General features: G+C 62.8%; 22 protein-coding genes. 12 read left to right on the top strand and 10 right to left on the bottom strand.

All coding sequences use genetic code 11. The features are described from left to right. Nucleotides 1-3: 3 nt before the first annotated feature. A complete protein-coding gene (locus tag NKH63_RS07575) occupies nt 4-2,091 on the top strand; it encodes a PAS domain S-box protein (protein ID WP_031194628.1) in 2,088 nt (695 codons plus the stop codon). A 93-nt stretch (nt 2,092-2,184) separates the two neighbouring features. Here NKH63_RS07575 and NKH63_RS07570 read toward each other — a convergent pair whose 3' ends face one another. After that, nucleotides 2,185-2,589 carry a hypothetical protein gene (locus NKH63_RS07570; RefSeq protein ID WP_352480982.1) on the bottom strand — a complete coding sequence of 135 codons (405 nt, stop codon included), beginning with the start codon at nt 2,587-2,589 and terminating at the stop codon, nt 2,185-2,187. 420 nt (nt 2,590-3,009) lie between these two features. Between NKH63_RS07570 and NKH63_RS07565 the strand changes: the two genes are divergently transcribed. Continuing rightward, a complete protein-coding gene (locus tag NKH63_RS07565; RefSeq protein WP_352480981.1) occupies nt 3,010-4,212 on the top strand; it encodes an aromatic ring-hydroxylating oxygenase subunit alpha in 1,203 nt (400 codons plus the stop codon). A gap of 31 nt (nt 4,213-4,243) precedes the next feature. Here NKH63_RS07565 and NKH63_RS07560 read toward each other — a convergent pair whose 3' ends face one another. From NKH63_RS07560 to NKH63_RS07550, 3 genes are all read right to left on the bottom strand, one after another. Beyond that, nucleotides 4,244-4,996, bottom strand: coding sequence for a DUF429 domain-containing protein (locus tag NKH63_RS07560; RefSeq protein ID WP_502896312.1), 753 nt, complete (start codon nt 4,994-4,996; stop codon nt 4,244-4,246). Nucleotides 4,997-5,103: 107 nt separating this feature from the next. Then, nucleotides 5,104-5,988, bottom strand: coding sequence for a pyridoxal kinase PdxY (gene pdxY, locus NKH63_RS07555; RefSeq protein ID WP_023721311.1), 885 nt, complete (start codon nt 5,986-5,988; stop codon nt 5,104-5,106). Nucleotides 5,989-5,999: 11 nt separating this feature from the next. Continuing rightward, complete coding sequence (locus NKH63_RS07550; protein ID WP_023721310.1) at nt 6,000-6,251, bottom strand: hypothetical protein; 252 nt, start codon at nt 6,249-6,251, stop codon at nt 6,000-6,002. Nucleotides 6,252-6,413: 162 nt separating this feature from the next. Here NKH63_RS07550 and NKH63_RS07545 point away from each other — a divergent pair, with 162 nt between their 5' ends. The 6 genes from NKH63_RS07545 to ppa all read left to right on the top strand — a co-directional run bounded on the left by NKH63_RS07545 (nt 6,414) and on the right by ppa (nt 10,761). After that, nucleotides 6,414-7,052: a LemA family protein gene (locus tag NKH63_RS07545; RefSeq protein ID WP_023721309.1), complete on the top strand. Its 639-nt coding sequence runs from the start codon at nt 6,414-6,416 to the stop codon at nt 7,050-7,052. Between the two features lie 85 nt (nt 7,053-7,137). Continuing rightward, nucleotides 7,138-7,947 carry a TPM domain-containing protein gene (locus tag NKH63_RS07540; RefSeq protein ID WP_502895830.1) on the top strand — a complete coding sequence of 270 codons (810 nt, stop codon included), beginning with the start codon at nt 7,138-7,140 and terminating at the stop codon, nt 7,945-7,947. Nucleotides 7,948-7,999: 52 nt separating this feature from the next. Next, nucleotides 8,000-8,842: a TPM domain-containing protein gene (locus tag NKH63_RS07535; protein WP_352481111.1), complete on the top strand. Its 843-nt coding sequence runs from the start codon at nt 8,000-8,002 to the stop codon at nt 8,840-8,842. Between the two features lie 10 nt (nt 8,843-8,852). Further along, nucleotides 8,853-9,491 (top strand): TPM domain-containing protein, encoded by a 639-nt coding sequence (locus NKH63_RS07530; protein ID WP_352494107.1) that lies wholly within the window; start codon nt 8,853-8,855, stop codon nt 9,489-9,491. 117 nt (nt 9,492-9,608) lie between these two features. Continuing rightward, the gene (locus NKH63_RS07525; protein ID WP_023678138.1) at nt 9,609-10,115 is read left to right on the top strand and encodes a GNAT family N-acetyltransferase; all 507 of its coding nucleotides are present in this window, start codon (nt 9,609-9,611) and stop codon (nt 10,113-10,115) included. 115 nt (nt 10,116-10,230) lie between these two features. After that, nucleotides 10,231-10,761, top strand: coding sequence for an inorganic diphosphatase (gene ppa, locus NKH63_RS07520; RefSeq protein ID WP_023721304.1), 531 nt, complete (start codon nt 10,231-10,233; stop codon nt 10,759-10,761). A 17-nt stretch (nt 10,762-10,778) separates the two neighbouring features. Here the strand turns inward: ppa and NKH63_RS07515 are convergent, their stop codons facing one another. Continuing rightward, nucleotides 10,779-11,369, bottom strand: a complete 591-nt coding sequence (locus tag NKH63_RS07515; RefSeq protein WP_352494108.1) for a hypothetical protein — start codon at nt 11,367-11,369, stop codon at nt 10,779-10,781. A gap of 97 nt (nt 11,370-11,466) precedes the next feature. Beyond that, nucleotides 11,467-12,072 carry a TetR/AcrR family transcriptional regulator gene (locus NKH63_RS07510; protein WP_352917766.1) on the bottom strand — a complete coding sequence of 202 codons (606 nt, stop codon included), beginning with the start codon at nt 12,070-12,072 and terminating at the stop codon, nt 11,467-11,469. 82 nt (nt 12,073-12,154) lie between these two features. Between NKH63_RS07510 and NKH63_RS07505 the strand changes: the two genes are divergently transcribed. Both NKH63_RS07505 and NKH63_RS07500 read left to right on the top strand, forming a co-directional pair. After that, nucleotides 12,155-13,438, top strand: a complete 1,284-nt coding sequence (locus NKH63_RS07505) for an MFS transporter (RefSeq protein ID WP_352480977.1) — start codon at nt 12,155-12,157, stop codon at nt 13,436-13,438. Between the two features lie 365 nt (nt 13,439-13,803). Continuing rightward, nucleotides 13,804-15,378: an alkaline phosphatase D family protein gene (locus NKH63_RS07500; protein WP_352494110.1), complete on the top strand. Its 1,575-nt coding sequence runs from the start codon at nt 13,804-13,806 to the stop codon at nt 15,376-15,378. Between the two features lie 46 nt (nt 15,379-15,424). Here the strand turns inward: NKH63_RS07500 and NKH63_RS07495 are convergent, their stop codons facing one another. Beyond that, nucleotides 15,425-15,706 (bottom strand): hypothetical protein, encoded by a 282-nt coding sequence (locus tag NKH63_RS07495; RefSeq protein WP_023719739.1) that lies wholly within the window; start codon nt 15,704-15,706, stop codon nt 15,425-15,427. Nucleotides 15,707-15,904: 198 nt separating this feature from the next. Here NKH63_RS07495 and typA point away from each other — a divergent pair, with 198 nt between their 5' ends. Next, a complete protein-coding gene (gene typA / locus NKH63_RS07490; RefSeq protein WP_352917765.1) occupies nt 15,905-17,734 on the top strand; it encodes a translational GTPase TypA in 1,830 nt (609 codons plus the stop codon). A gap of 57 nt (nt 17,735-17,791) precedes the next feature. Here the strand turns inward: typA and NKH63_RS07485 are convergent, their stop codons facing one another. Next, entirely contained in the window at nt 17,792-18,418 is a 627-nt protein-coding gene (locus NKH63_RS07485) for a DUF1062 domain-containing protein (RefSeq protein WP_352494111.1), read from the bottom strand. 393 nt (nt 18,419-18,811) lie between these two features. Between NKH63_RS07485 and NKH63_RS07480 the strand changes: the two genes are divergently transcribed. Further along, nucleotides 18,812-19,426 carry a LysE family translocator gene (locus NKH63_RS07480; protein WP_352480973.1) on the top strand — a complete coding sequence of 205 codons (615 nt, stop codon included), beginning with the start codon at nt 18,812-18,814 and terminating at the stop codon, nt 19,424-19,426. Between the two features lie 9 nt (nt 19,427-19,435). Here NKH63_RS07480 and NKH63_RS07475 read toward each other — a convergent pair whose 3' ends face one another. Together NKH63_RS07475 and NKH63_RS07470 are read right to left on the bottom strand one after the other, a co-directional pair. Then, nucleotides 19,436-19,759 (bottom strand): YciI family protein, encoded by a 324-nt coding sequence (locus NKH63_RS07475; RefSeq protein ID WP_352494112.1) that lies wholly within the window; start codon nt 19,757-19,759, stop codon nt 19,436-19,438. 123 nt (nt 19,760-19,882) lie between these two features. Continuing rightward, nucleotides 19,883-20,446, bottom strand: coding sequence for a peroxidase-related enzyme (locus NKH63_RS07470; protein WP_023719735.1), 564 nt, complete (start codon nt 20,444-20,446; stop codon nt 19,883-19,885). Nucleotides 20,447-20,538: the final 92 nt, after the last annotated feature.

Below are 20,538 nucleotides of genomic sequence, written 5' to 3'. Positions count from 1 at the left end.
ACCATGACGGCTGAAACAGCACGCGCGGACTCGCAGGGCGCCAGGCAGGGCGCGGCGATGGCGGCCGTGCATGTGGTTCGCCGGCTGCGCGAAGCCGGCGACTGGCAGCGCGAGATGGAGGGTATCCTCCAAACGCTTTGCGAAGCCATGGATTGTCACCGCGGCATCCTGTTTCGCCTGCGCGAACTGCCCGGCCAGGGCTTCGCCCAGTCGGTCGCCGCTTATTGGATCGCCCCCCGGTTTGGCGGCGAGCTGGCGTCACCGACCGTCATCATGCAGTCGGTCGTCGATTCGGACCCATTGCTGGAACAGCTGGCGGAGGACGAGCGCCAAGGCAAGATATTCGCCGGGCACACACGCGATCTCGAAGGCTTTCTGCGGACCGATTTCGAAAAGCAGAACATCAAGTCGTTCCTGTCGGTGTCGGTCTTTTCGCACGGCAATTTGTGGGGCACGCTGGCGGTCAACGACTGCGTCAACGAACGCGAATGGACCGACCAGGAAGAGGCGGCGCTGCACATGGTGGCACTCGCCATTGGCGACGCCATCGAACGGTCGCCCTCCGACGCGCATGCCAGTGACGTCATTCGCCGCACCATGCTGCAGGCCTCGCTCGACGCCATCATCGTCATCGACGAGACCGGCTCGATCATCGAATTCAATCCGGCGGCCGAGAAGATGTTCGGCTATCGACGCAGCGATATCCTCGGCAAGGACCTGCTCGACACGGTCGTGCCGGAATATTACCGCAAAGGCTATGCGTCGGGCGCCGAATACATGTCGGGCCGCGGCGCGCCGATGGTCGGCCAGCGGCTCGAAACGGTCACCCAGAATGCCGCCGGCGAGGTTTTTCCGATCGAGCTGACGGCGACCGAGATGCGGGTCGCCGATCGCCATCTGATCTTCGGCTCCATCCGCGACCTGCGCGACAGATTGCGCGCTGAGGAGGAAATCAACCGTCAGCGCGAAAAACTGCACCAGAACGAGAAGATGGCGGCGATGGGCTCGCTGCTTGCGGGGGTTTCGCACGAGCTCAACAACCCGCTGGCCGTGGTCGTCGCCCAGTCGACGCTGCTGCATGAATTCGCCGCCGATCCGCAGACCAAAGTACGCGCCGAAAAGGTGCGCGCCGCTGCCGAGCGCTGCGGCCGTATCGTCAAAAGCTTCCTGTCGATGGTCCGCCTGCACCCGACGGCGCAGGCCGAGACCGACCTCAACCAGGTGATCCGCGCGGCACTCGAAGTGACCGCCTATGGCGCGCGATCAAGCGGCATCATCATCGACACCGATTTCGCCGGCGGCCCGCTGCTGGCCATGGCCGATGCCGACCACGTGACGCAGGTAGCCGCCAACTTCCTCATCAACAGCCAGCATGCCTTGGCCGGCATTGCCGGCGACCGGCGGATCAAGGTCCGGACGTTTCGCAGCGACCGCGGCAATCCCGGATTCTCGGTCGAGGACAACGGGCCAGGCGTGCCGGAAGCGATACGCTCACGCATATTCGAATCCTATTTCACCACCAAGCCAGTCGGCGTCGGTACCGGTATCGGCCTGTCGATTTCCAAATCGATCATCGAGCGGCACAATGGCAATATCTGGTTCGAGGAGGTTTCGCCGAGAGGCGTGCGTTTTGTCGTGCAGTTGCCGGCGATCGCTGCCGGCGCGGTCGCCGCCGGCGACAGTCCGTCGCGGTCGAGCGGCTTGCGTCACGCGCTGATCATAGACGATGAGCCGGATGTCGCGGCGTCGCTGTCCGACATTCTGGAGTTGATGGGCATCAAGTCGCGGATCGTGCCGGCCTGGGTCTCGGCCGCCGCGACCCTGAGCGGCCACATGCCGCCGGACATCGTGTTTTCCGATTTGCGCATGCCCGGCACCAGCGGCATAGCCGCCTATCGCGAGCTGCTTGCCGAAATGCCGGATCTGGCGCGGCGTTTCGTGCTTGTCACCGGCGATCTGATCGGCGCAAAAGGCGAAATCGAGGCGCTGCCGGCGCCGCAGCGGCCGCCAATCCTCGAAAAGCCGTTCAGCACGCTGGATGTGCGCGGCGTGCTCTCGGCCATTGCCGAGCAGGTCGCTTTGGGCGGCTAGACTCCCAGAGAGACAAAAAGGAAAGAAAAAAGGCTCCCAGCCGACATTGCGGCGGGAGCCTGACTGGAGTGCTGGAGGGCGCTCGCGAAAAGATCAAAAAACGTTCGGCGTATCGGCCAGCGGGGCGGCGTTGGCGATCATGCGGACGGGCCGTGCCTTGCCCGACTGGGCAGCGATGGCGCGCAGGCAGTCCAGGCTCTCGGCGCCCCAGGCCTGACCCTTGCAGGCAAAATCGATGTCCGGGATCGGCAGGCGCGCCGTCTTGGTCGTGGTCGTCGCGCCGTCGATGAGGTTGACCGGCGGGTTCAGCGAGGCGAAGGCCGGACCGACGGTCGGCGTGAACGCCATGCCGGCAAACGCGGCAGCGGCAAGCAGCAGGAACATCGCCATCGGGTGATCGCTGGCGCGCTGGCGCAGCGCCAGCTTCGGGCGCCGGTCGTTGCGCTGCGGACCCTGCAGGCGATGGTCGTTGTCGGTGATCTGGGTTTTCGTAGGCATCGTCGTTTCCTTCGGTGTTCTTCTTTTCCCTGTTGAAACGAACTTAACCGCACCTTGTAACGGGCCAACGATGATGGATTAACGATTGTGTAACCGGCATGAAACCAGGCCCGCGGCCATTCCGGGGGCAAACCGACGATGCGTAGCTGGCCGCACCGGTGACATTCAGCGCTCGTTTTCCGCTATCCACGGCACCGGATCCACGTCGACTTTTCCGGTCCACGGAGGGCTGGGCGCTCAACAAGCGTAAGGGGATTAACGCCCGGAATTCCCGGGATTTTCCCGGCTTCGATCGTTCGAGCTCGGCTCTCAATTGCCGATCGGTTTCGCGTCGGGAATTCGCCCTATTCTCGCAAGCTATTGCATTTCAACAGAAAATATGCTTGTATTGAACGGCCATTCAATAAATAAGAGCCTTTTATGAACCCGCATCTGCGTGACGTGGCAATCCCCAACGATTGGGATCGGCGGGGCCTGCCGGGCTGGAGCTATCATTCCGACGCCTTGCTCGAACTCGAGAAAGAGCACGTCTTCCGCAATCACTGGCAGATCGCCGGCCATGTCTGCGACCTGCCGAACGCCGGCGACTATCTGACGATGGATGTGGTCGGCGAGCGGGCGCTGATCGTGCGCGGCAAGGATGGCGTGGTGCGCGCCTTCAACAATATGTGCCGCCACCGCGGCAGTCGCGTCGTTGCCGATAGCCAAGGCACTTGCAAGAATGCGCTGGTCTGCCCCTTTCATGGCTGGGTCTACAATCTCGACGGCACGTTGCGCGGCGCTGCCCGCCCGCGGTCCTTCCCCGACCTCGACAAGACCGAATTCGGCCTGATGCCGCTCGAGCTCGAAATCTGGATGGGCTTCATCTTCATCCGCTTCCGCAAGGGTGGCCCGCAGCCATCCGTGGCCGAGCTGTTGAAGCCGATCGAAGCCGAGATTGCCCATTACGGCGTCGCCGAGATGGTGCCGTCCTGGGGCATCTGGACCCAAAAGACGCCGGTCAACTGGAAGTCGGTGCGCGACGTCGACAATGAAGGCTACCACGTCGCCATGGCGCATCCGGCGCTGCAGGATCTTTATGGCGCGACCTACTTCGACGAGCCGTTCGTCAACGGCGTGTCGCGCTCGTTCGCCACTTACAACCCGCATGCCGGACGGCGCTGGAGCGTCGCGCAATACATCAAGCTCGCACCCGAGGCGAAGCAACTGCCGGAGCACCTGCGCAAGGCCTGGATCTATTACGGCATCTTCCCGAACAACGCGCTGTCGATCATGCCGGAGTCGGTGCAGTTCTATCAGGAGTTCCCGCTGTCGACGGGTGAGACGCTGCTGCGCGGCGCCATCTACCGCTATCGCGACGAGAGCAGGGAGCAGGCGGCTGCCCGCTACCTATCCTACCGCATCGACCGCGACACGCTGGCCGAAGATGTACAGCTTTCGATATGGTCCAACGAATCCATGCTGTCAGAAGCCTTCGGAGGTTTTTACCTCTCCGATCTCGAATATGGCGTGCGCACCCACCACGACCATTTGCGCAAGCAAATTCCCGTGCTCGGATTGGAGACCGCGCCCGAGGAGAAGGATATGTGGGCGCTCAACGAGGCGCTCAGATCACGCTCCTGACGCATGCCACCTAAAACGTTAGCCCTGGTCCTCAAGACCAGATGGCGACGGGAATGCCGAAACGATCGGCGAGCGGCGGATCCGGAAACGGCATTGCCTCGCCTCTGGCGATGCGGCCGGCAATCAGCATCATCGCCGCGGCATCGAGGAAATCGTCGGTGGCCGCGCCGCGCGGCGGCCTCTGGTCGAGAAAATGCTGGCCATAACCATGCCGGGCAAGCAGCGCCTTGCGTTCGGCCATGCCGGCCGGATTGATGTTGCCCTTGATCTTCTTCGGCAGACGCATCGCCCGGTCGCCGTTCAGTCTGCAGAAGGCAACTTCCGGATGCGATTCGAAGACGCGGCTGCGCAGTTCGGGCCGCGCGATCAGCAGCGAATCGATCTCACGGATCTTGGCAAAGATGCCGAAGGCCTGGATCGAGACACCGCGCGGCGGATCTGAGGTCGTCTTGGCCACGTCACTTGCCCTGCGATGTGCCGCGTACCAGGCTTCGACCGTGGTGAAGGCTTCGATCTCCGCATAGAGCGCGGCGCGGGAGGGGATGGCAAAGACACTGGATTGCCGGGCGCCAAGAAATGGCCGCACCAGCGCCTCCGGACCGCGACCGCCTCTTTGCGAGAAATCGGGCAGGCCGATCGGCATATCGACCGCTACGATTGCATTGACGGGTAGCTGGTCGAGCAACGCCGCGAAGCTTGGGAAAACGGCTGTCGACGGTGCGGCACCGGAATCGCGGCGGACGGCTATCCAGCCGGTCTTGCAACCGTCGACGCCGACAAGCACAACATCCCTAGGCGCAACATCCTCGGGCACAACATCCCCAGGCACAACATGGTCGGGCGCAGCACCCTTGGGCGCATCATCCTGGGGCACGGCGTCTTCGGCCTGCGTCACGCCCGGCGATCCCGTCCCGGATGCAGGAGATGGCGAAGCTGCACCATCGCCATCGGGTGCGACAGGCTCTGGGCATCGGTCTCGAGCTGCAATTCGTCGCCGCCGCGCTTGGCGGTGCGCGCCAGGATCTCGTAGACCGCTGCCGTGGTCGATTGCAGCGCCTTGGCGGCCGTTTGGCCGGACAGGATGCGCGCCAGGTAGACGGCCGCCGTCAGGTCGCCGAGCCCATTCGGAGGCTTGTCGATTAGCCGGTGTTCGGCAAGCAGCGCCTCTCTGCCGTTGAGCAGCAAATTGCCGATGCCGCCGGCCATCATCGCCGGTGCCGAAGTGACCAGCATGGCCGGTGGGCCGGCTTGCAGGGCAGCAGCCATTGCCGATTTCAGGTCGGGCAGCGGCGCTCCGGCCATCCATTCCAGCTCGTAGCGGTTGGGCGTGGCGATATCGGCGATCGGCATCAGCCGGTCGCGCATGGCGATTGCGGTCGGCTCAGGTACGTAGAGGCCGCCCGAATCGCCCATCACCGGGTCGCAGATATAGAGGGCGTCCGGCGTCTTCGCCTTGACGGCGCCGACCAGCGAAGCGACGGCTTCGGCCTGGCCAGCCTCGCCGAGATAGCCGGACAGCACGGCGCCGACCTCGCCCAGCCACGGCGCGCGCTCGAGGTCGGTCATCAGCGCCTTGAACTGGTCCAGCGGCGGCACGATGCGGGTGGCCCGGCCGTGCCCCGGATGCCAGGGCAGAATGACGGTCGGCACCGCCCAAACCGGAAACCCCAGCGTCTCCAGCGCAAACACGGCGGCACGGTTGCCGACCGAGCCACGTGCGACATGGCTGGAGACGACGATGACCGCGCGCGGCGCGTCGGCTTTTTCGGCGCTCATTGATCTTTGTCCTAACCGCCCCTGGTGATGAAAAGCACGAGCCAGATCAACAGGCCGATGGCAATAAGCAAGCCTGCCGCCCGACCAATACGGGTGCCCCAATATTCGATCGGGTCCGATCGGTCGGCATCGGCCGCTGTGACGTGGTCGCGCGCGCCTCTGGCGGTTCGTGCGAGGAACGAGGTGCCGCCCGGGTCGGTCTCGCGCGCCACCCGTTCGATGATGCGGCGCGATTCCGCGTCGCTGTCGTGGCGTTTCGCCATGGTGATATCCCGTTTCATCCCGAGCTTAACCCGTTCGCCTCGTCTGTCACAGGGCCTGACGGCGAATGGTAGAAACCAGTAACGCTTCTCGGCCGAAGTCATTTTCTTGCGCAAGGATTGTGCTAATGCTTCGCGTGCCAATGCTATCGAGGGGACCTTATCATGCTTGTCCAGCGCCTTGCTTTACCGCCAATCTTCCGTAATTTAGCTGCGTTCCTGGTGATGGCCGTCATGCTGCCGCTGCTTGCCGGCTGCGGCTACAACACCATCCCGACGGCTGAGGAAAACGCCAAGGCCGCATGGAGCGAGGTGTTGAATCAATACCAGCGCCGCGCCGATCTCATCCCCAATCTGGTCAACACGGTCAAGGGCTATGCCGCGCACGAGAAGGACACGCTCGATGCCGTGGTCGAAGCGCGCGCCAAGGCGACGCAGGTGACCGTGACGCCGGAAACGCTGAACAATCCGGAAGCCTTCAAGAAATTCCAGGACAGCCAGGCCGGCCTGACCAGCGCGCTGTCGCGCCTGCTGGCGGTGGTGGAGAACTATCCCGATCTCAAGGCCAACCAGAACTTTCTGGCGCTGCAAGCACAACTCGAAGGCACCGAGAACCGCATCACGGTCGCCCGCCGCGACTATATCCAGGCGGTGAGAGAGTACAATCTGACGCTGAGGACCTTCCCGTCGGTGATCTGGGCGACCTTGTGGTTCCGCGGCAACCAGCCGTTTGCGAATTTCACCATCGAGGAGGACAAGATGCAGCCGCCGAAGGTCGATTTCGGCACGCAGCAGGGCGGGTGAACGGCGCTTAGCGGGTCTGTTCCCGTTGGCCTTGTACTCCGTCCCACCCCCCTCTGTCCTGCCGGCCATCTCCCCACAGAGGGGGGTGGGAAGAAATGCCGGCCGGATTTTTTTTGGCTTCGTTCTAAGCTTTCTCCTCCTCCCTCTCACCGTTCTCGCGGCCGAATTGCCGGCGCTGACCGGACGGGTCGTCGACAATGCCGGCATCATCGATGCCGCGACCAAGGCGGCGCTGACGCAGAAGCTTGCCGATTTCGAGACCAAGGGTTCGGACCAGATCGTCGTTGCGACCATTCCCAGCCTCGACGGCGAGGAGATCGAGCCTTACGCCAACCGGTTGTTTCGCGCCTGGAAACTCGGCCAGGCGAAGGAGAACAACGGCGTGCTTTTGCTGGTGGCGCCGAACGACCGCAAGATGCGCATCGAGGTCGGCTATGGGCTTGAAGGCACGCTGACTGACCTGCACACCAAGTTGATCATCGAAAATGACATGGTGCCGGCCTTCCGTGCCGGCGATTTCTCCGGCGGCATCAGCAAGGCCCTCGACGACATGATCATGGTGCTGGAAGGCAATCCCGAAGAGCTGGAAGCGCGCGGCGAACGCAACCAGCAGCCGCCGTTCAACAGCGACGATCTGTTCTTCACCATCTTCATAGCCATCTGGGCAATCATCTTTTTCGGCGGCCTCGCAGCCTCCATCCTGCCGCCGATCTTCGGCCAGAAGATCGGTCCCGGCCGCTATCGCTGGCTGGGCATGACCTTCGAGCCGAGCCGGCGGTCGTCCGGCGGCTGGTCGGGAGGTTCCGGCGGGGGATGGTCGTCGGGTTCAAGCGGTGGCGGGTTTTCCGGCGGCGGCGGTTCGTCCGGCGGCGGCGGCTCCTCGGGAAGCTGGTGACGAGATGACAAGACACGCCGTCAGCCCGGTGGAATCCGGCCGTTTCATCAAAATGACCGGCACCGCGCTGTTGGCCATAGCGGTGCTGCTGTTCGGCTTCGCGGCCTTCGCCGCCGAATTGCCGGCGCTGACCGGACGGGTCGTCGACAATGCCGGCATCATCGATGCCGCGACCGAGGTGGCGCTGACGCAGAAGCTTGCCGATTTCGAGACCAAGGGGTCCGACCAGATCGTCGTCGCGACCATTCCCAGCCTCGACGGCGAGGAGATCGAGCCTTACGCCAACCGGTTGTTTCGCGCCTGGAAACTCGGCCAGGCGAAGGAGAACAACGGCGTCCTGCTTCTGGTGGCGCCGAACGACCGCAAGATGCGCATCGAGGTCGGCTATGGGCTTGAAGGCACGCTGACCGACCTGCACACCAAGTTGATCATCGAAAACGACATGGTGCCGGCCTTCCGTGCCGGCGATTTCTCAGGCGGCATCAGCAAGGCCGTCGACGACATGATCATGGTGCTGGAAGGCAATCCCGAAGAGCTGGAGGCGCGCGGCAAGCGCAATCCGGCGAATGACAATCCTGTCGATCCCATCTTCATGCTGTTCATCATCCTGTGGGCGACGATGTTCTTCGGCGGCTTGGCAATGGCGTTCCTGCCGCCGATCTTCGGCACGAAACTGTCGCCGGGCGTGTACAAGTGGCTGGGCATGACGTTCCGCTACGGCCGCGGGCCAGGTTCGTCACCCTCCGGTGGCGGTGCCTGGACGTCGGGGACCTCGTCCGGCAGTGGCTGGTCGTCGGGAAGTTCAGGCAGTGGTTGGTCGTCAGGAAGTTCCGGCGGCGGGTTTTCCGGCGGCGGCGGTTCGTCCGGCGGCGGCGGTTCTTCAGGAAGCTGGTGAGACATCAATCATGGCAACACGACCGATCAGCCCCGAGGATCATGAGCGCATCGCCGATGCGATCCGCGCTGCCGAATCAAAGACCGACGGCGAGATCTACTGCGTCGTGGCGCATGCAAGCGACGGCTATTTCTTCCCGGCCGCCTTCATGGCGATGCTCGGCATGCTCGTCGTCAGCCTCGCCGTCGGTTACGGGCTGGAAGCCTGGTGGCTGTCGATCCGCTTGCCGCATTTCGTCATAGCCGAGCTTCTGGCGCTTGCCAGTGTGCTCATCCTGTTGTGGGCATTGCCCGCATTGCGCATCCATTTGGTGCCGAGGCGGCTGCGCTACCAGGCCGCCCACGCCAATGCGATGAAGCAGTTCCTCGCCCGCAACGTCCACCGCACCGCGGCGCGCACCGGCGTGCTGGTGTTCGTCTCGATCGCCGAGCGCTATGCTGAAGTGGTCGCCGACAGCGGCATCGATTCTCGTGTCGGCCAGCATGTCTGGGACGGTGTCGTCCGCGACCTTACGGCGCATGCCGGCGACGATCGGCTTGCCGACGGCTTCGTCAGGGCGGTCGAAGCGGTCGGTGCGGTACTGGCCGAGCATTTTCCGGTGTCGACCGGCGACAGCAACGAACTGGACGACCATCTGGTCGAGATTTGATCTCGCTAAAGGCGGTTTTGCAGCGTCTCAAGGACGCACCGTTCGGCTGTGCGAAAGCATCGCAGTGGCTGACCGGACTCTTGCAATCGGGCGCCGCGGGTTTATGGTTAACCAATCATGAATACGCTGAGCATCGACATCAGGAAAGCCGAGCCGCGCGATGCAGCCGCCATTGCCGACGTGCATCTCGAGGCCTGGCGCGGCGCCTATTCGGGCATCATCCCACACCGCACTCTGACATCGATGATCAACCGCCGCGGTGCCGACTGGTGGGCGAATGCCATTCGCCGCGCCGCCACCGTCCTGGTCGTCGAAATCGGCGGCAAAATTGCCGGCTACGCGACGATCGGCAAGAACCGTGCCCGCGAACTCAGGCAGCAGGGCGAGATCTACGAGCTTTACCTGCGGCCGGAATATCAAGGCATCGGGCTCGGCAGCCGGCTGTTCTCGGCGGCACGGGCACGGCTGGCCGACCATGGCTTGAAGGGCATGGTCGTGTGGGCGCTGGAAGACAATCAGAACGCACTTGCCTTCTATGCCGGCGCCGGCGGTCGCGATGTGGCCGAGGGCGTCGAGATATTCGAGCAGAAGGCGCTGAAGAAGGTCGCTTTCGTCTGGGAATGACGGCCAGCGCATGATCCGACCGGTTTCGGTTCGGACGATCCCCCAGTACCATTCGCCGCATTGCACCATTCGCCGTCGCCCGCTATCGATCTTCAATCGAGAGAGGGATAAAGCGATGCGTATCGAAGCGATTGCCAGCGGAAAGAACCCGCCCGAGGACGTCAACGTCATTATCGAGGTGCCGATCGGCGGTGAACCGATCAAGTACGAGATGGACAAGGAGGCCGGCACGCTGTTCGTCGACCGCTTCCTGCACACGTCGATGCGCTATCCCGGCAATTACGGTTTCGTACCGCACACGCTGTCGGGCGACGGCGACCCGATCGACGTGCTGGTCTGCAACACACGCGCGCTGGTGCCGGGCTGCGTCATCAATGTGCGGCCGATCGGCGTGCTGGTGATGGAGGACAATGCCGGCCAGGACGAGAAGGTCATCGCGGTTCCTTCGCCCAAGCTGACCTTGCGCTATGAGGACGTTCACGAATACACGCAGCTGCCTGATATCACCCGCCAGCAGGTGCAGCACTTTTTCGAGCACTACAAGGATCTCGAACCCGGCAAATGGGTCAAGATCGAGGGCTGGTACGATGCCGCCTATGCCAAGAAGATGATCGTCGAGGCAATCGAGCGGGCCAAGCGCAAGTAATTAACGGGCGCAAATCGTCAGTTGTCGACGCGGCCGAAATCGGGCGTGTTGCCGATCACCACACGCTTGTCCTTGCCGCAGGCGAAGGTGCGTGCCTTCTCGTCGGCAAGCTTGCGCGCCTGATCGTTGGCGGCGGGATTGCCGGTGGCGAGCACAAGAGCGATCGTGCAGCCTTCGTGGGCGCCAGGCTGGGCAACCTTGGCGACGATCAGCACTTCCGTCGACTTGTTCTCGCCCTCGCTATCGCTGATCGAGCGACGATGGATGACTGCGAAAGGAACGGCCATATCGCCCTTGGTTTCGATACGCCACTCGACTTTGGGTCCAGCCGAGTTGAGGCCGGAAAAGCTTTCCCAGACCGTGGTCATGTCGCCAGGTGGAAACCCGTAGAACAGAGATTCCCGCGCGTCGTCGTAGGAAACCATCACCGGGTAGCCGCCATAGCCCGAACAGGCGAGGTCGGCCCAGTCGCCGTCGCCTTCCTCCGCCTGGGCATAAGTCACGCAGTCCTTCTCCCAGACGAGATCGGTATAGACGCTGGATATGTCGCCAGCCCGAGCCGCCTGGCAGAAACCGGCGAGGACAAGCGGGATCAAAAGAGCGCGCATGGCGGACAACTCCGTTCGGGCTGCCGCAGCGTACCGTCAAATTCAGCAGCAGCCTAGACGAAGTCAGGCTGCTCACAGTGACCTGGTAAACGGAACGCTATTTCCTCAAGCTTGCCTCGATCAGAAGATCGGCGTTGCGGGCCACCGACTGCGCCGGTCCGCCGGCACCGAACAACTGGCCGCTGATATAGGCTCCCTCGATCAGGAGCAGCAGCCCGTCACCCAGCGTGTCGGCGTCGCCGGCGCCCATCGCCGCCGCCATAGCACGCAGGCGCCGGCGCAATTCCTGCTTGTTGGCCTCGCTCACGACGCGGGCCGGATGGCCGTGTTCGGGATATTCGACCGCGGCATTGGTCATGCCGCAGCCGCGATAGTCGGGCCTTTGCGTGCGCTTGCCGACACGCGTCAGGAAGGCGACGATCTGCGCGCGCGCATCGCCGGGATGGGCATTCACCGCCTCGTCGAAGCGCTCCCAGAATTCGAGGTCATAGTGCCGAAGATAGGATGCGGCCAACTCATCCTTGGACGGAAAGCTGCGGTAGAGGCTTGGCTTGGTGACGCCGGCACGCCGTACGATCTCGTCGACGCCGATCGCCCTGATGCCTTGCCGGTAGAACAGGTCGCGCGCCACCTGGAGAATCCGTTCGGCGGCGCGAGGCAGCGGTGCGCCATTCTCCTTGATCGTTGGTTCAATGCTTTTCATGTCTGGTTTGCCGATTGCCTGGTTGACAATGTTACCGGTCGGTACGTATGTTCCGCACATCTGAAACGTACCGGTCAGTAACATGATAGCTCAATCCCGCCCGTTTGGCCAGCGCTACGCTTTCGTCGTGGTCGCCGTCATCTTCCTCTGCCTGCTGATCGCCGCGGGCCTGCGTTCGGCGCCGGCAGTCATGATGCTGCCGCTGGAGAATAGTTTCGGCTGGCGGCGCGACGTCGTCTCGCTGGCCGCGGCCACCGGCATCTTCCTCTATGGCCTGACTGGGCCGTTTGCCGCGGCGCTGATGGAGCGGATCGGGCTGCGCCGCACCTTGCTTGCCGCGCTGCTGTTGATGTCGGGATCGACCGCGCTCAGCCTGCTGATGACCAAGCCGTGGCATCTGCTCCTCACCTGGGGCGTGTTTTCCGGCATCAGCTCGGGCGCCGTCGCCACCGTGCTCGGCGCCACCATCGTCAACCGCTGGTTCAAGACCAATCGCGGCCTTGTGATGGGACTGATGTCGGCGTCCAGCGCCACCGGGCTGCTGGTCTTCCTGCCGCTGCTCGCCTCGCTCGCCCAGTCTGGCGGCTGGAAGCCGGTCGCTATTGCCATTGCCGTGGCCACCGCCGCCTTGGTGCCGCTGGTTTATATGCTGGTACCGGAGCGTCCGGCCGCGATCGGCATGGTCCGCTATGGCGCCGAGCTCGACGATGTGCCGCCCGCGCCGCCGGCCGCGCGAGGCAATTTCCTCGCGCATACGCTGAGCACGTTGCGCCGCGCCGCCGGTACGCGTGTGTTCTGGTACCTGTTCGCCACCTTCTTCGTTTGCGGCTTCACCACCAACGGGTTGGTCGGCACGCACCTGATCGCCTTTTGCGGCGATATGGGCATCGGCGAAGTGCAGGCCGCGGGCCTGCTCTCGATGATGGGTATCTTCGATCTTATTGGCACGACGCTGTCGGGCTGGCTCACCGACCGTTTCGACCCGCGCAAGCTGCTCGGCATCTATTACGGCATTCGCGGCCTGTCGCTGATCTATCTGCCCTATTCCGGCTTCTCGGCGACCAGCCTGATCATCTTCGCCGTATTTTACGGACTGGACTGGATCGCCACAGTGCCGCCGACGCTGCGGCTTTCCAACGAGGCGTTCGGCGACCGCAGCGGGCCGATCGTCTTCGGCTGGATCGTCGCCGGCCATCAAGTCGGCGCAGCGACAGCGGCCTTTTTCGGTGGCACTATGCGTGAGTTGCAGGGCAATTACGAGCTTGCCTTCCTGATCGCCGGCATGACGGCAATAGCCGCCGCCTGCATCTCGCTGCTGATCAACACCAGCCGCCCGGCGTTCGATCCTGAACCGCAGGCGGCATAGCTTCTCGTTGCAGGAGAGATGCCGTCGGCCAAATTGCCGATCTCCCCCCTCGCGGGGGAGATGCCCGGCAGGGCAGAGGGGGCGCGAAGGTTCGCCAGCCTCCGACTTTACGCAATGTTCTGCCCAAACTCCGCTGCTCCGTCTGATTTCTTTCTGATTTGTACGTCGGCGGGACAGCGCCCCCCTCTGGCCTGCCGGCCATCTCCCCCGCAAGGGACCCGCAAGGGGGAGATCAGCAGCTTCGCCGCCGAGCGGTCCAGCCTTCCCGCTTGTTGATGTCAGAAAACCTTCATCGTTTCGAAATGTGCCTGAAACATTGAAGCTGGAGCTTGGCGGCGACGTTCAACGCCATCCAGGAGACAGCCATGAACAAGATTTCAATGACGCGGCGCGCTTTCGTCACGTCGGCCAGCGCCGTTGGCCTGGTCGGCGCCTCGGGTCTCGCCCTTCCCTATTACTCGCGCGCCAATCAGCGCCCGGCCTTCACCCATGGCATTCAGTCCGGCGATGTCGACGCGACCAGCGGCATGGTCTGGACGCGCACGGACCGGCCGTCGCGCGTCATGTTCGAAGTGTCGTCGACGGAAAATTTCGCCAATGCCGTCCGCCTGGCGCCGCTCGATACGTCGCCGGCCAGCGACTATACGGTGAAGCGGCTGCTTACCGATCTCGCCTCCGACCAGGACATTTTCTACCGCATGGTCGCGGCCGATCTTGCCGACATCAACGCCGTTTCGGAGCCGATCGTCGGCCGCTTCCGCACGGCACCTGCCTCGAAGCGCGACATTCGTTTCGCCTGGTCGGGCGACACCGCCGGCCAAGGCTGGGGCATCGACGAGACCGGCATGAAGACCTACGCCACGATCGCCAAGCACACGCCCGACTTCTTCCTGCATTCGGGCGATACGGTCTATGCCGATGGTGCGATGAAGGACGAGGTCGACCTGCCCAATGGCGACAAGTGGAAAAACACAGTGCTGATCGACGAAAAGCGCAAGGTTGCCGAGACGCTGGACGAATACCGGGCGCAGTGGAAATACAACATGATGGACAAGAACGTTCTTGCGCTCAGTGCCATCTGCCCGACTTTCTATCAGTGGGACGACCATGAGGTGCTTAACAACTGGTCGGACTCGAAGGACCTGACCGCCGACGACCGCTACACCGAAAAATCGATCCATGTGCTGGCGGCACGTGCTGCGCGCGCCTTCCACGAGATGACGACGATCCGCTACGAACTGTCGGAGCCGGGCCGCGTCTACCGCAAGATCGCTTATGGGCCGCTGCTCGATGTGTTCTTCCTCGACATGCGTTCCTACCGCGGCCCCAACGGCCCGGATATGCAGGAGACGATGACGCCGCAATCGCGCATCCTAGGCGAACAGCAGATTAAGTGGTTGAAGCGTGAGCTGGCAAATTCCAACGCGACGTGGAAAATCATCGCCGCCGATATGCCGCTCGGCCTCGTGGTCTGGAATGACGGTACCAAGAAGGTCGGGGCCGAGGCAGTCAGCAATGGCGACAATGGCCCGGCCAAGGGGCGCGAGCTGGAAATTGCCCACCTTCTTCGCTATATAAAGAACGCGGGCATCAGCAATACCGTTTGGCTCACCGCAGACGTGCATTACACGGCCGCGCATTACTACAATCCGGACAAGGCGCAGTTCCAGGACTTCAATCCGTTCTGGGAATTCGTTTCGGGTCCGATCCATTCAGGCACATTCGGACCGAATGGTTTCGACATGACCTTCGGCCCGGAGCTGAAGTTCATCAAGGCACCGACTGCCGAGCAGGGTCAGAACCTGCCGCCGTCGGCCGGCCTGCAGTTCTTCGGACTTGTCGATATCGATGGCGCTACAGAGCAGCTGACGGTGCGGCTGATGGATCGCGACGACAGCGAACTCTACAAGGTCACGCTCGATCCGGTCCGGTCGGCGTGAGCGACTGCACCATTATCCTCGGGCCAGCCCGAGGGTAGGACGTGTATCAATCGGGATAGCAGACGACGGGAATGTTGGGCCAGACGGCGCTGTCGCATCCGGCATTTTGCTGCCTTTGCTTGAAGGCGGCGCTGACTGGCCCGGTCACCACCGGGTCGACGCCATCGGGAGCATCGGCAAAAAGCTGCTCCGCCGACCGCTTGTCGGACGGCAGGGCAGTCCGCGTCTCCTTGAACGACGCGGCCGACTGCGCCGCGCCTGCCGCGAGGAGGACGGCGAGTGCGCTACATGCCAAAATCGGCCGGAGTCTGCTGCCTGCGTCGATCATGAAATTCGAACTGCCCGGACCATGAAAGGTTCCGCCTTGGTTAATAATTCCACTTCACACCAAGACATTTAAGATTTGGTGACTTTATTTGGTGACTCGCCTCCTCTTTCGCAATTGCGAAAAACCCTGTATGAGCCGCCCAACCGAAAGAGGCAGCGCCTTTTGGCCTGCTGCCTGCAACGCTCCCGAGACCAAAACATGAAAATCCGCAATATCGCGATCATCGCGCACGTCGACCATGGAAAAACCACCCTCGTCGATCAGCTCCTGAAACAGTCCGGCTCGTTCCGCGACAACCAGCGCGTCGCCGAGCGCGCCATGGATTCGAACGATCTCGAAAAGGAACGCGGCATCACCATCCTGGCCAAGGCGACCTCGGTCGACTGGAAGGGCACCCGCATCAACATCGTCGACACGCCCGGCCACGCCGACTTCGGCGGTGAGGTCGAGCGCATCCTGTCGATGGTGGATTCGGCCATCGTGCTGGTCGACGCCGCCGAGGGGCCGATGCCGCAGACCAAATTCGTCGTCGGCAAGGCGCTCAAGGTCGGACTGAAGCCGATCGTCGTCATCAACAAGATCGACCGGCCGGATGCCCGCCACGTCGAGGTGGTCAACGAGGTGTTCGACCTGTTTGCCGCGCTTGACGCGACCGACGAGCAGCTCGACTTCCCGATCCTTTACGGTTCGGGCCGTGACGGCTGGGTCTCCGAAAACCCCGAAGGTCCGAAGGACCAGGCTCTGGCGCCGCTGTTCGACCTCGTCATCAAGCACGTGCCGGCGCCGACCGTTCATCCTGGCCCGTTCCGCATGATCGGCACCATTCTGGAAGCCAATCCGTTCCTCGGCCGCATCATCACCGGCCGTATCGAATCCGGCACACTGAAATCCAACCAGGCGGTCAAGGTGCTGCACCATGATGGCACCCAGGTCGAAACCGGCCGCATCTCGAAGATCCTTGCTTTTCGCGGGCTCGAGCGCCAGCCCATCGACGAAGCGCAGGCAGGCGACATCGTCGCCATCGCCGGCTTGTCGAAAGGCACCGTCGCCGACACGTTCTGCGACCTGTCGGTGACCGAGCCGCTGCACGCGCAGCCTATCGATCCGCCGACGGTGACGATGTCGTTCCTGGTCAACGATTCACCGCTGGCGGGCACCGAAGGCGACAAGGTGACCAGCCGCGTCATCCGGGACCGCCTGCTGCGCGAGGCCGAAGGCAATGTCGCGCTGAAGATCGAGGAATCGCCGGACAAGGATTCGTTCTTCGTCTCCGGACGCGGCGAATTGCAGCTGGCCGTGCTGATCGAGACGATGCGCCGCGAAGGTTTTGAGATCGCCGTGTCGCGGCCGCGCGTCGTCATGCAGAAGGGCGAGAACGGCGAATTGCTAGAGCCGATCGAGGAAGTCGTCATCGACGTTGACGAGGAGCATGCCGGCGTCGTCGTGCAAAAAATGTCGGAGCGCAAGGCCGAGATGGTCGAGCTGCGCCCTTCGGGCGGCAATCGCCAGCGCATCGTCTTCCACGCGCCGACGCGCGGCCTGATCGGCTACCAGTCGGAACTGCTGACCGACACGCGCGGCACCGCCGTGATGAACCGGCTGTTCCACGCCTACGAACCCTATAAGGGTGAGCTGCCCGGCCGCACCAACGGCGTGCTGATCTCAAACGAACAGGGTGAATCGGTGGCCTATGCCATGTGGAACCTGGAAGACCGCGGCCCGATGGTCATCGACCCCGGCGTCAAGGTCTATCAGGGCATGATCATCGGTATCCATTCCAGGGACAACGACCTCGAAGTCAACGTGCTCAAGGGCAAGAAGCTGACGAACATCCGCGCCGCCGGCAAGGACGAGGCGGTAAAACTGACGCCGCCGATCCGCATGACGCTGGAACGCGCGCTGGCCTGGATCCAGGACGACGAGCTGGTCGAGGTGACGCCGAAGACCATCCGCCTGCGCAAGCTCTATCTCGACCCGAACGAGCGCAAGCGTTTCGAGAAGTCGGCGAAAGTGGTCGGCGCGGCGTAAGCCACTTTTCTCAGCCACTATGAGGGAGGGAGCACGTGCGTGCTTCCTCCCTTTATCTTACCCGCCGGCAGCCGCGATAATGCCGTCCCGGTCTGGATCGCTAGACAGGTCGATGCGGATCGCCGTTCCCGCCCGGGCCGGCCTGCGCAAGGCTTTGGCCCCATCCGGACCAACCACCAGCAATCGCTTCTCTTCCCAAACCTGAAGCCGCGATCGCGAGACACCGAGTTCGTTGGCGAGCAACCGGTCGAGCCGCAGCGCTGTCGGCATTTCGAGCTCGAGCTGGAGTTCGAGGGCGGCGGTGTTTTCCGGCCTGTCCCCGAGCACCTGCTTATGAACGGCGGCTTCAGGAAACTCCTCGACGCGCCCGATCCTGCTTCGCAGTGCGGCAGTATCGAAAGCATGGCGCCGCGCCAGGACCGGATCGTTGCGTTCGAGCGCCTGCAATATTGCCGGTTCGATATCGCGGCGACTGCATCGCTCCAGAATGCCGAAATTCCAGGAATTGTCGCAATCGATGCAGCGGTAGATCAACCAGGCATCAATGCGTTTGCCATTGGCATTGACCCGGAATTTGCCGCTGCAGCGATAGGCTTTCAGACCGCCGCAGCGATTGCAGTTGAGGTGAGGTCGCGGTGCGGTCTTGGGCGCGATCGTCCAGCGGATACGCAGTATCGAAGGCATGCCGAAAAGCCCTTCCCGTCGGGAAGTTCGTCAGATCGGCGATGTCGAGATGCCCCTGCGGGCACGGCGTGGCGAGAGACTGCGGCAGTTGGAAATCAGGTGTCGCGGGTTATGCGCGACAGCGGTTCAGCAGTGCCAAACCGGTCTCGAACCGCCACCCTGAAGAACAGATGATGTGAAAACAGGCACCGCGACTGCGACGCCCTGCTCTGTGTCGGGGGAGTTGGCGAGACCGGCGGTTACGTAGGCAAAGTGAAGCTCGGAAAGGATTTCGAGACGACACTTCTAGCCGCGAGGTGCCTGGCCGACAAGCCTTCTTTCGGTGGACGCTACCGTCGCCGGAACAGTTGGGTTATGTTGAAGCGTCCAAAAATTTCTAACGAGATCCGCGTCATGCATTTCACGTCGCTTCTGATTTTTGCCGGCGCCCTGCTTGTTGCCGCCGGCTCGCCGGGCCCGTCGATTGCCGCACTTGTGGCGCGGGTCATCGCAAAAGGGTTTCGCGACGTGTTTCCGTTCCTGCTTGCCATGTGGATCGGCGAAGCGATCTGGCTATCACTGGCGGTGTTTGGCCTCGCCGTGGTGGCGCAGACGTTCCACTTCGCCTTTGTCGTCGTGAAATGGGTTGGCGTCGTCTATCTCGCCTGGCTTGCCTGGAAGATGTGGACCGCACCGGTCGAGGCAAAAGAAGGTTCGCTGCCGCGCGAAGATTCGCCCGTCAGACTGTTCTTTGCCGGCATGGCGGTAACGCTCGGCAACCCCAAGATCATGATGTTCTACCTGGCGCTGCTGCCGACCATCATCGATCTCGGTTCAGTCAGCGTGATCGGCTGGGTCGAGCTGACGGCGACCATGGCCGTGGTGCTGGTCGCCATCGATTTGACCTGGGTGCTCGCCGCATCGCAGGCGCGCAAGCTCTTGAGGAGCAAACGGGCGATGAAGATCGCCAACCGCGTCAGCGCCGGCACCATGGCCGGCGCTGCGGCGGCGATCGCGGCGCGGTCTTGAGCCGCCGCGTCAACCCATTTCGATTATCGGTGCGATCTCGACGCTGAAACCCGGGTCCGTCAGGATAGGACAATCCTTGGCTTTGCGGACGGCATCGTCGATGTCTTTCGCTTCGATGATGGTGTAACCGGCGGTCGGATTGCTGCCGCCATTGTTCTCGACCTTGCCGCCGGGCAGCAGGGTCTTCGACATGCCGACTGGATTGCCACCGTCGACCACGGCTGAGCCAAGCTTGCCGTACCAGCCGTTCCAGGCATCCATCGCTGCCTTCCGTTCGGCCTCCTCGGTCGGCATCTTGCCCGAGCCGTGATAGACGTAGAGAAATTTCGCCATGTTCTCCTCCTTTGATCGGCGGCATCGAACCGGCATGCGGTCATGCCGCATGCCGATCATCGGACCAAACCGGCAAACAAGCAACGAGAATGCGATGTAGCTAATATATACGACCGCGGTGCCCTATCGCGCCATCGCGTGATATTCATCGTTCGGCCGCATATCGATCGCCGATGCCAGCCGGTTCGACATGTTGAAGAACGCGGCAGTCGAGGCGATATCCCAGATGTCGCGGTCGGAAAAGCCCACTTGCCGCAGCGCCGCCCGGTCGGCTGCGACGATCTTTGCCGGCTGCTCGGTCAGCTTCACCGCGAATTCGAGCATGGCGCGCTGCCTGTCTGACAGCTCGGCGGCGCGAAAATTCATCACCATCATCTCGCCGAAGGCCGGGTCGCCGGAAAGCTGGCGCACCGCCGCGCCATGTGCAACCAGGCAATAATAGCAATGGTTGACCGATGAGACGACCACCGCGATCATCTCTCGCTCCAGCTTCGACAGGCCGGATTCACCCAGCATCAAATCATTGTACATGTCGGTGAAAGCGCGCAGCTTCTTCTCGTCGAAGGCGTAGGCGAGCAGCACATTGGGAACGAGGCCGAGCTTCTCCCGGCATTTGGCGAAATAGGCGTTGGTCGCTTCGCTCAGCTCCGCCGGTGCGAGGTCAAGCGCGGTGATTTTGTCTGTCATAGGGGATTTCTCCTCGTTTTCCGCCAGGCTGCCGGTGAATTCCGACATTTCGTCGCAAGCCGTCAAACCTTTGTCGCCAAATACCCGTCATC

Source organism: Mesorhizobium sp. M0960 (assembly GCF_040319055.1).
Taxonomy (GTDB): domain Bacteria; phylum Pseudomonadota; class Alphaproteobacteria; order Rhizobiales; family Rhizobiaceae; genus Mesorhizobium.
The sequence above is the reverse complement of the archived record's forward strand: the minus strand, read 5'-3'. Positions and strand labels throughout refer to the sequence as shown.

Excerpts from the sequence above, each read along its gene's own strand:
- NKH63_RS07575 (WP_031194628.1), top strand. The coding sequence starts at position 4 with ATGACGGCTGAAACAGCACGCGCGGACTCGCAGGGCGCCAGGCAGGGC.
- NKH63_RS07570 (WP_352480982.1), bottom strand. The coding sequence starts at position 2,589 with ATGCCTACGAAAACCCAGATCACCGACAACGACCATCGCCTGCAGGGT.
- NKH63_RS07565 (WP_352480981.1), top strand. The coding sequence starts at position 3,010 with ATGAACCCGCATCTGCGTGACGTGGCAATCCCCAACGATTGGGATCGG.
- pdxY (WP_023721311.1), bottom strand. The coding sequence starts at position 5,988 with ATGAGCGCCGAAAAAGCCGACGCGCCGCGCGCGGTCATCGTCGTCTCC.
- NKH63_RS07550 (WP_023721310.1), bottom strand. The coding sequence starts at position 6,251 with ATGGCGAAACGCCACGACAGCGACGCGGAATCGCGCCGCATCATCGAA.
- NKH63_RS07545 (WP_023721309.1), top strand. The coding sequence starts at position 6,414 with ATGCTTGTCCAGCGCCTTGCTTTACCGCCAATCTTCCGTAATTTAGCT.
- NKH63_RS07535 (WP_352481111.1), top strand. The coding sequence starts at position 8,000 with ATGACCGGCACCGCGCTGTTGGCCATAGCGGTGCTGCTGTTCGGCTTC.
- NKH63_RS07530 (WP_352494107.1), top strand. The coding sequence starts at position 8,853 with ATGGCAACACGACCGATCAGCCCCGAGGATCATGAGCGCATCGCCGAT.
- NKH63_RS07525 (WP_023678138.1), top strand. The coding sequence starts at position 9,609 with ATGAATACGCTGAGCATCGACATCAGGAAAGCCGAGCCGCGCGATGCA.
- ppa (WP_023721304.1), top strand. The coding sequence starts at position 10,231 with ATGCGTATCGAAGCGATTGCCAGCGGAAAGAACCCGCCCGAGGACGTC.
- NKH63_RS07515 (WP_352494108.1), bottom strand. The coding sequence starts at position 11,369 with ATGCGCGCTCTTTTGATCCCGCTTGTCCTCGCCGGTTTCTGCCAGGCG.
- NKH63_RS07510 (WP_352917766.1), bottom strand. The coding sequence starts at position 12,072 with ATGAAAAGCATTGAACCAACGATCAAGGAGAATGGCGCACCGCTGCCT.
- NKH63_RS07505 (WP_352480977.1), top strand. The coding sequence starts at position 12,155 with ATGATAGCTCAATCCCGCCCGTTTGGCCAGCGCTACGCTTTCGTCGTG.
- NKH63_RS07500 (WP_352494110.1), top strand. The coding sequence starts at position 13,804 with ATGAACAAGATTTCAATGACGCGGCGCGCTTTCGTCACGTCGGCCAGC.
- NKH63_RS07495 (WP_023719739.1), bottom strand. The coding sequence starts at position 15,706 with ATGATCGACGCAGGCAGCAGACTCCGGCCGATTTTGGCATGTAGCGCA.
- typA (WP_352917765.1), top strand. The coding sequence starts at position 15,905 with ATGAAAATCCGCAATATCGCGATCATCGCGCACGTCGACCATGGAAAA.
- NKH63_RS07485 (WP_352494111.1), bottom strand. The coding sequence starts at position 18,418 with ATGCCTTCGATACTGCGTATCCGCTGGACGATCGCGCCCAAGACCGCA.
- NKH63_RS07480 (WP_352480973.1), top strand. The coding sequence starts at position 18,812 with ATGCATTTCACGTCGCTTCTGATTTTTGCCGGCGCCCTGCTTGTTGCC.
- NKH63_RS07475 (WP_352494112.1), bottom strand. The coding sequence starts at position 19,759 with ATGGCGAAATTTCTCTACGTCTATCACGGCTCGGGCAAGATGCCGACC.
- NKH63_RS07470 (WP_023719735.1), bottom strand. The coding sequence starts at position 20,446 with ATGACAGACAAAATCACCGCGCTTGACCTCGCACCGGCGGAGCTGAGC.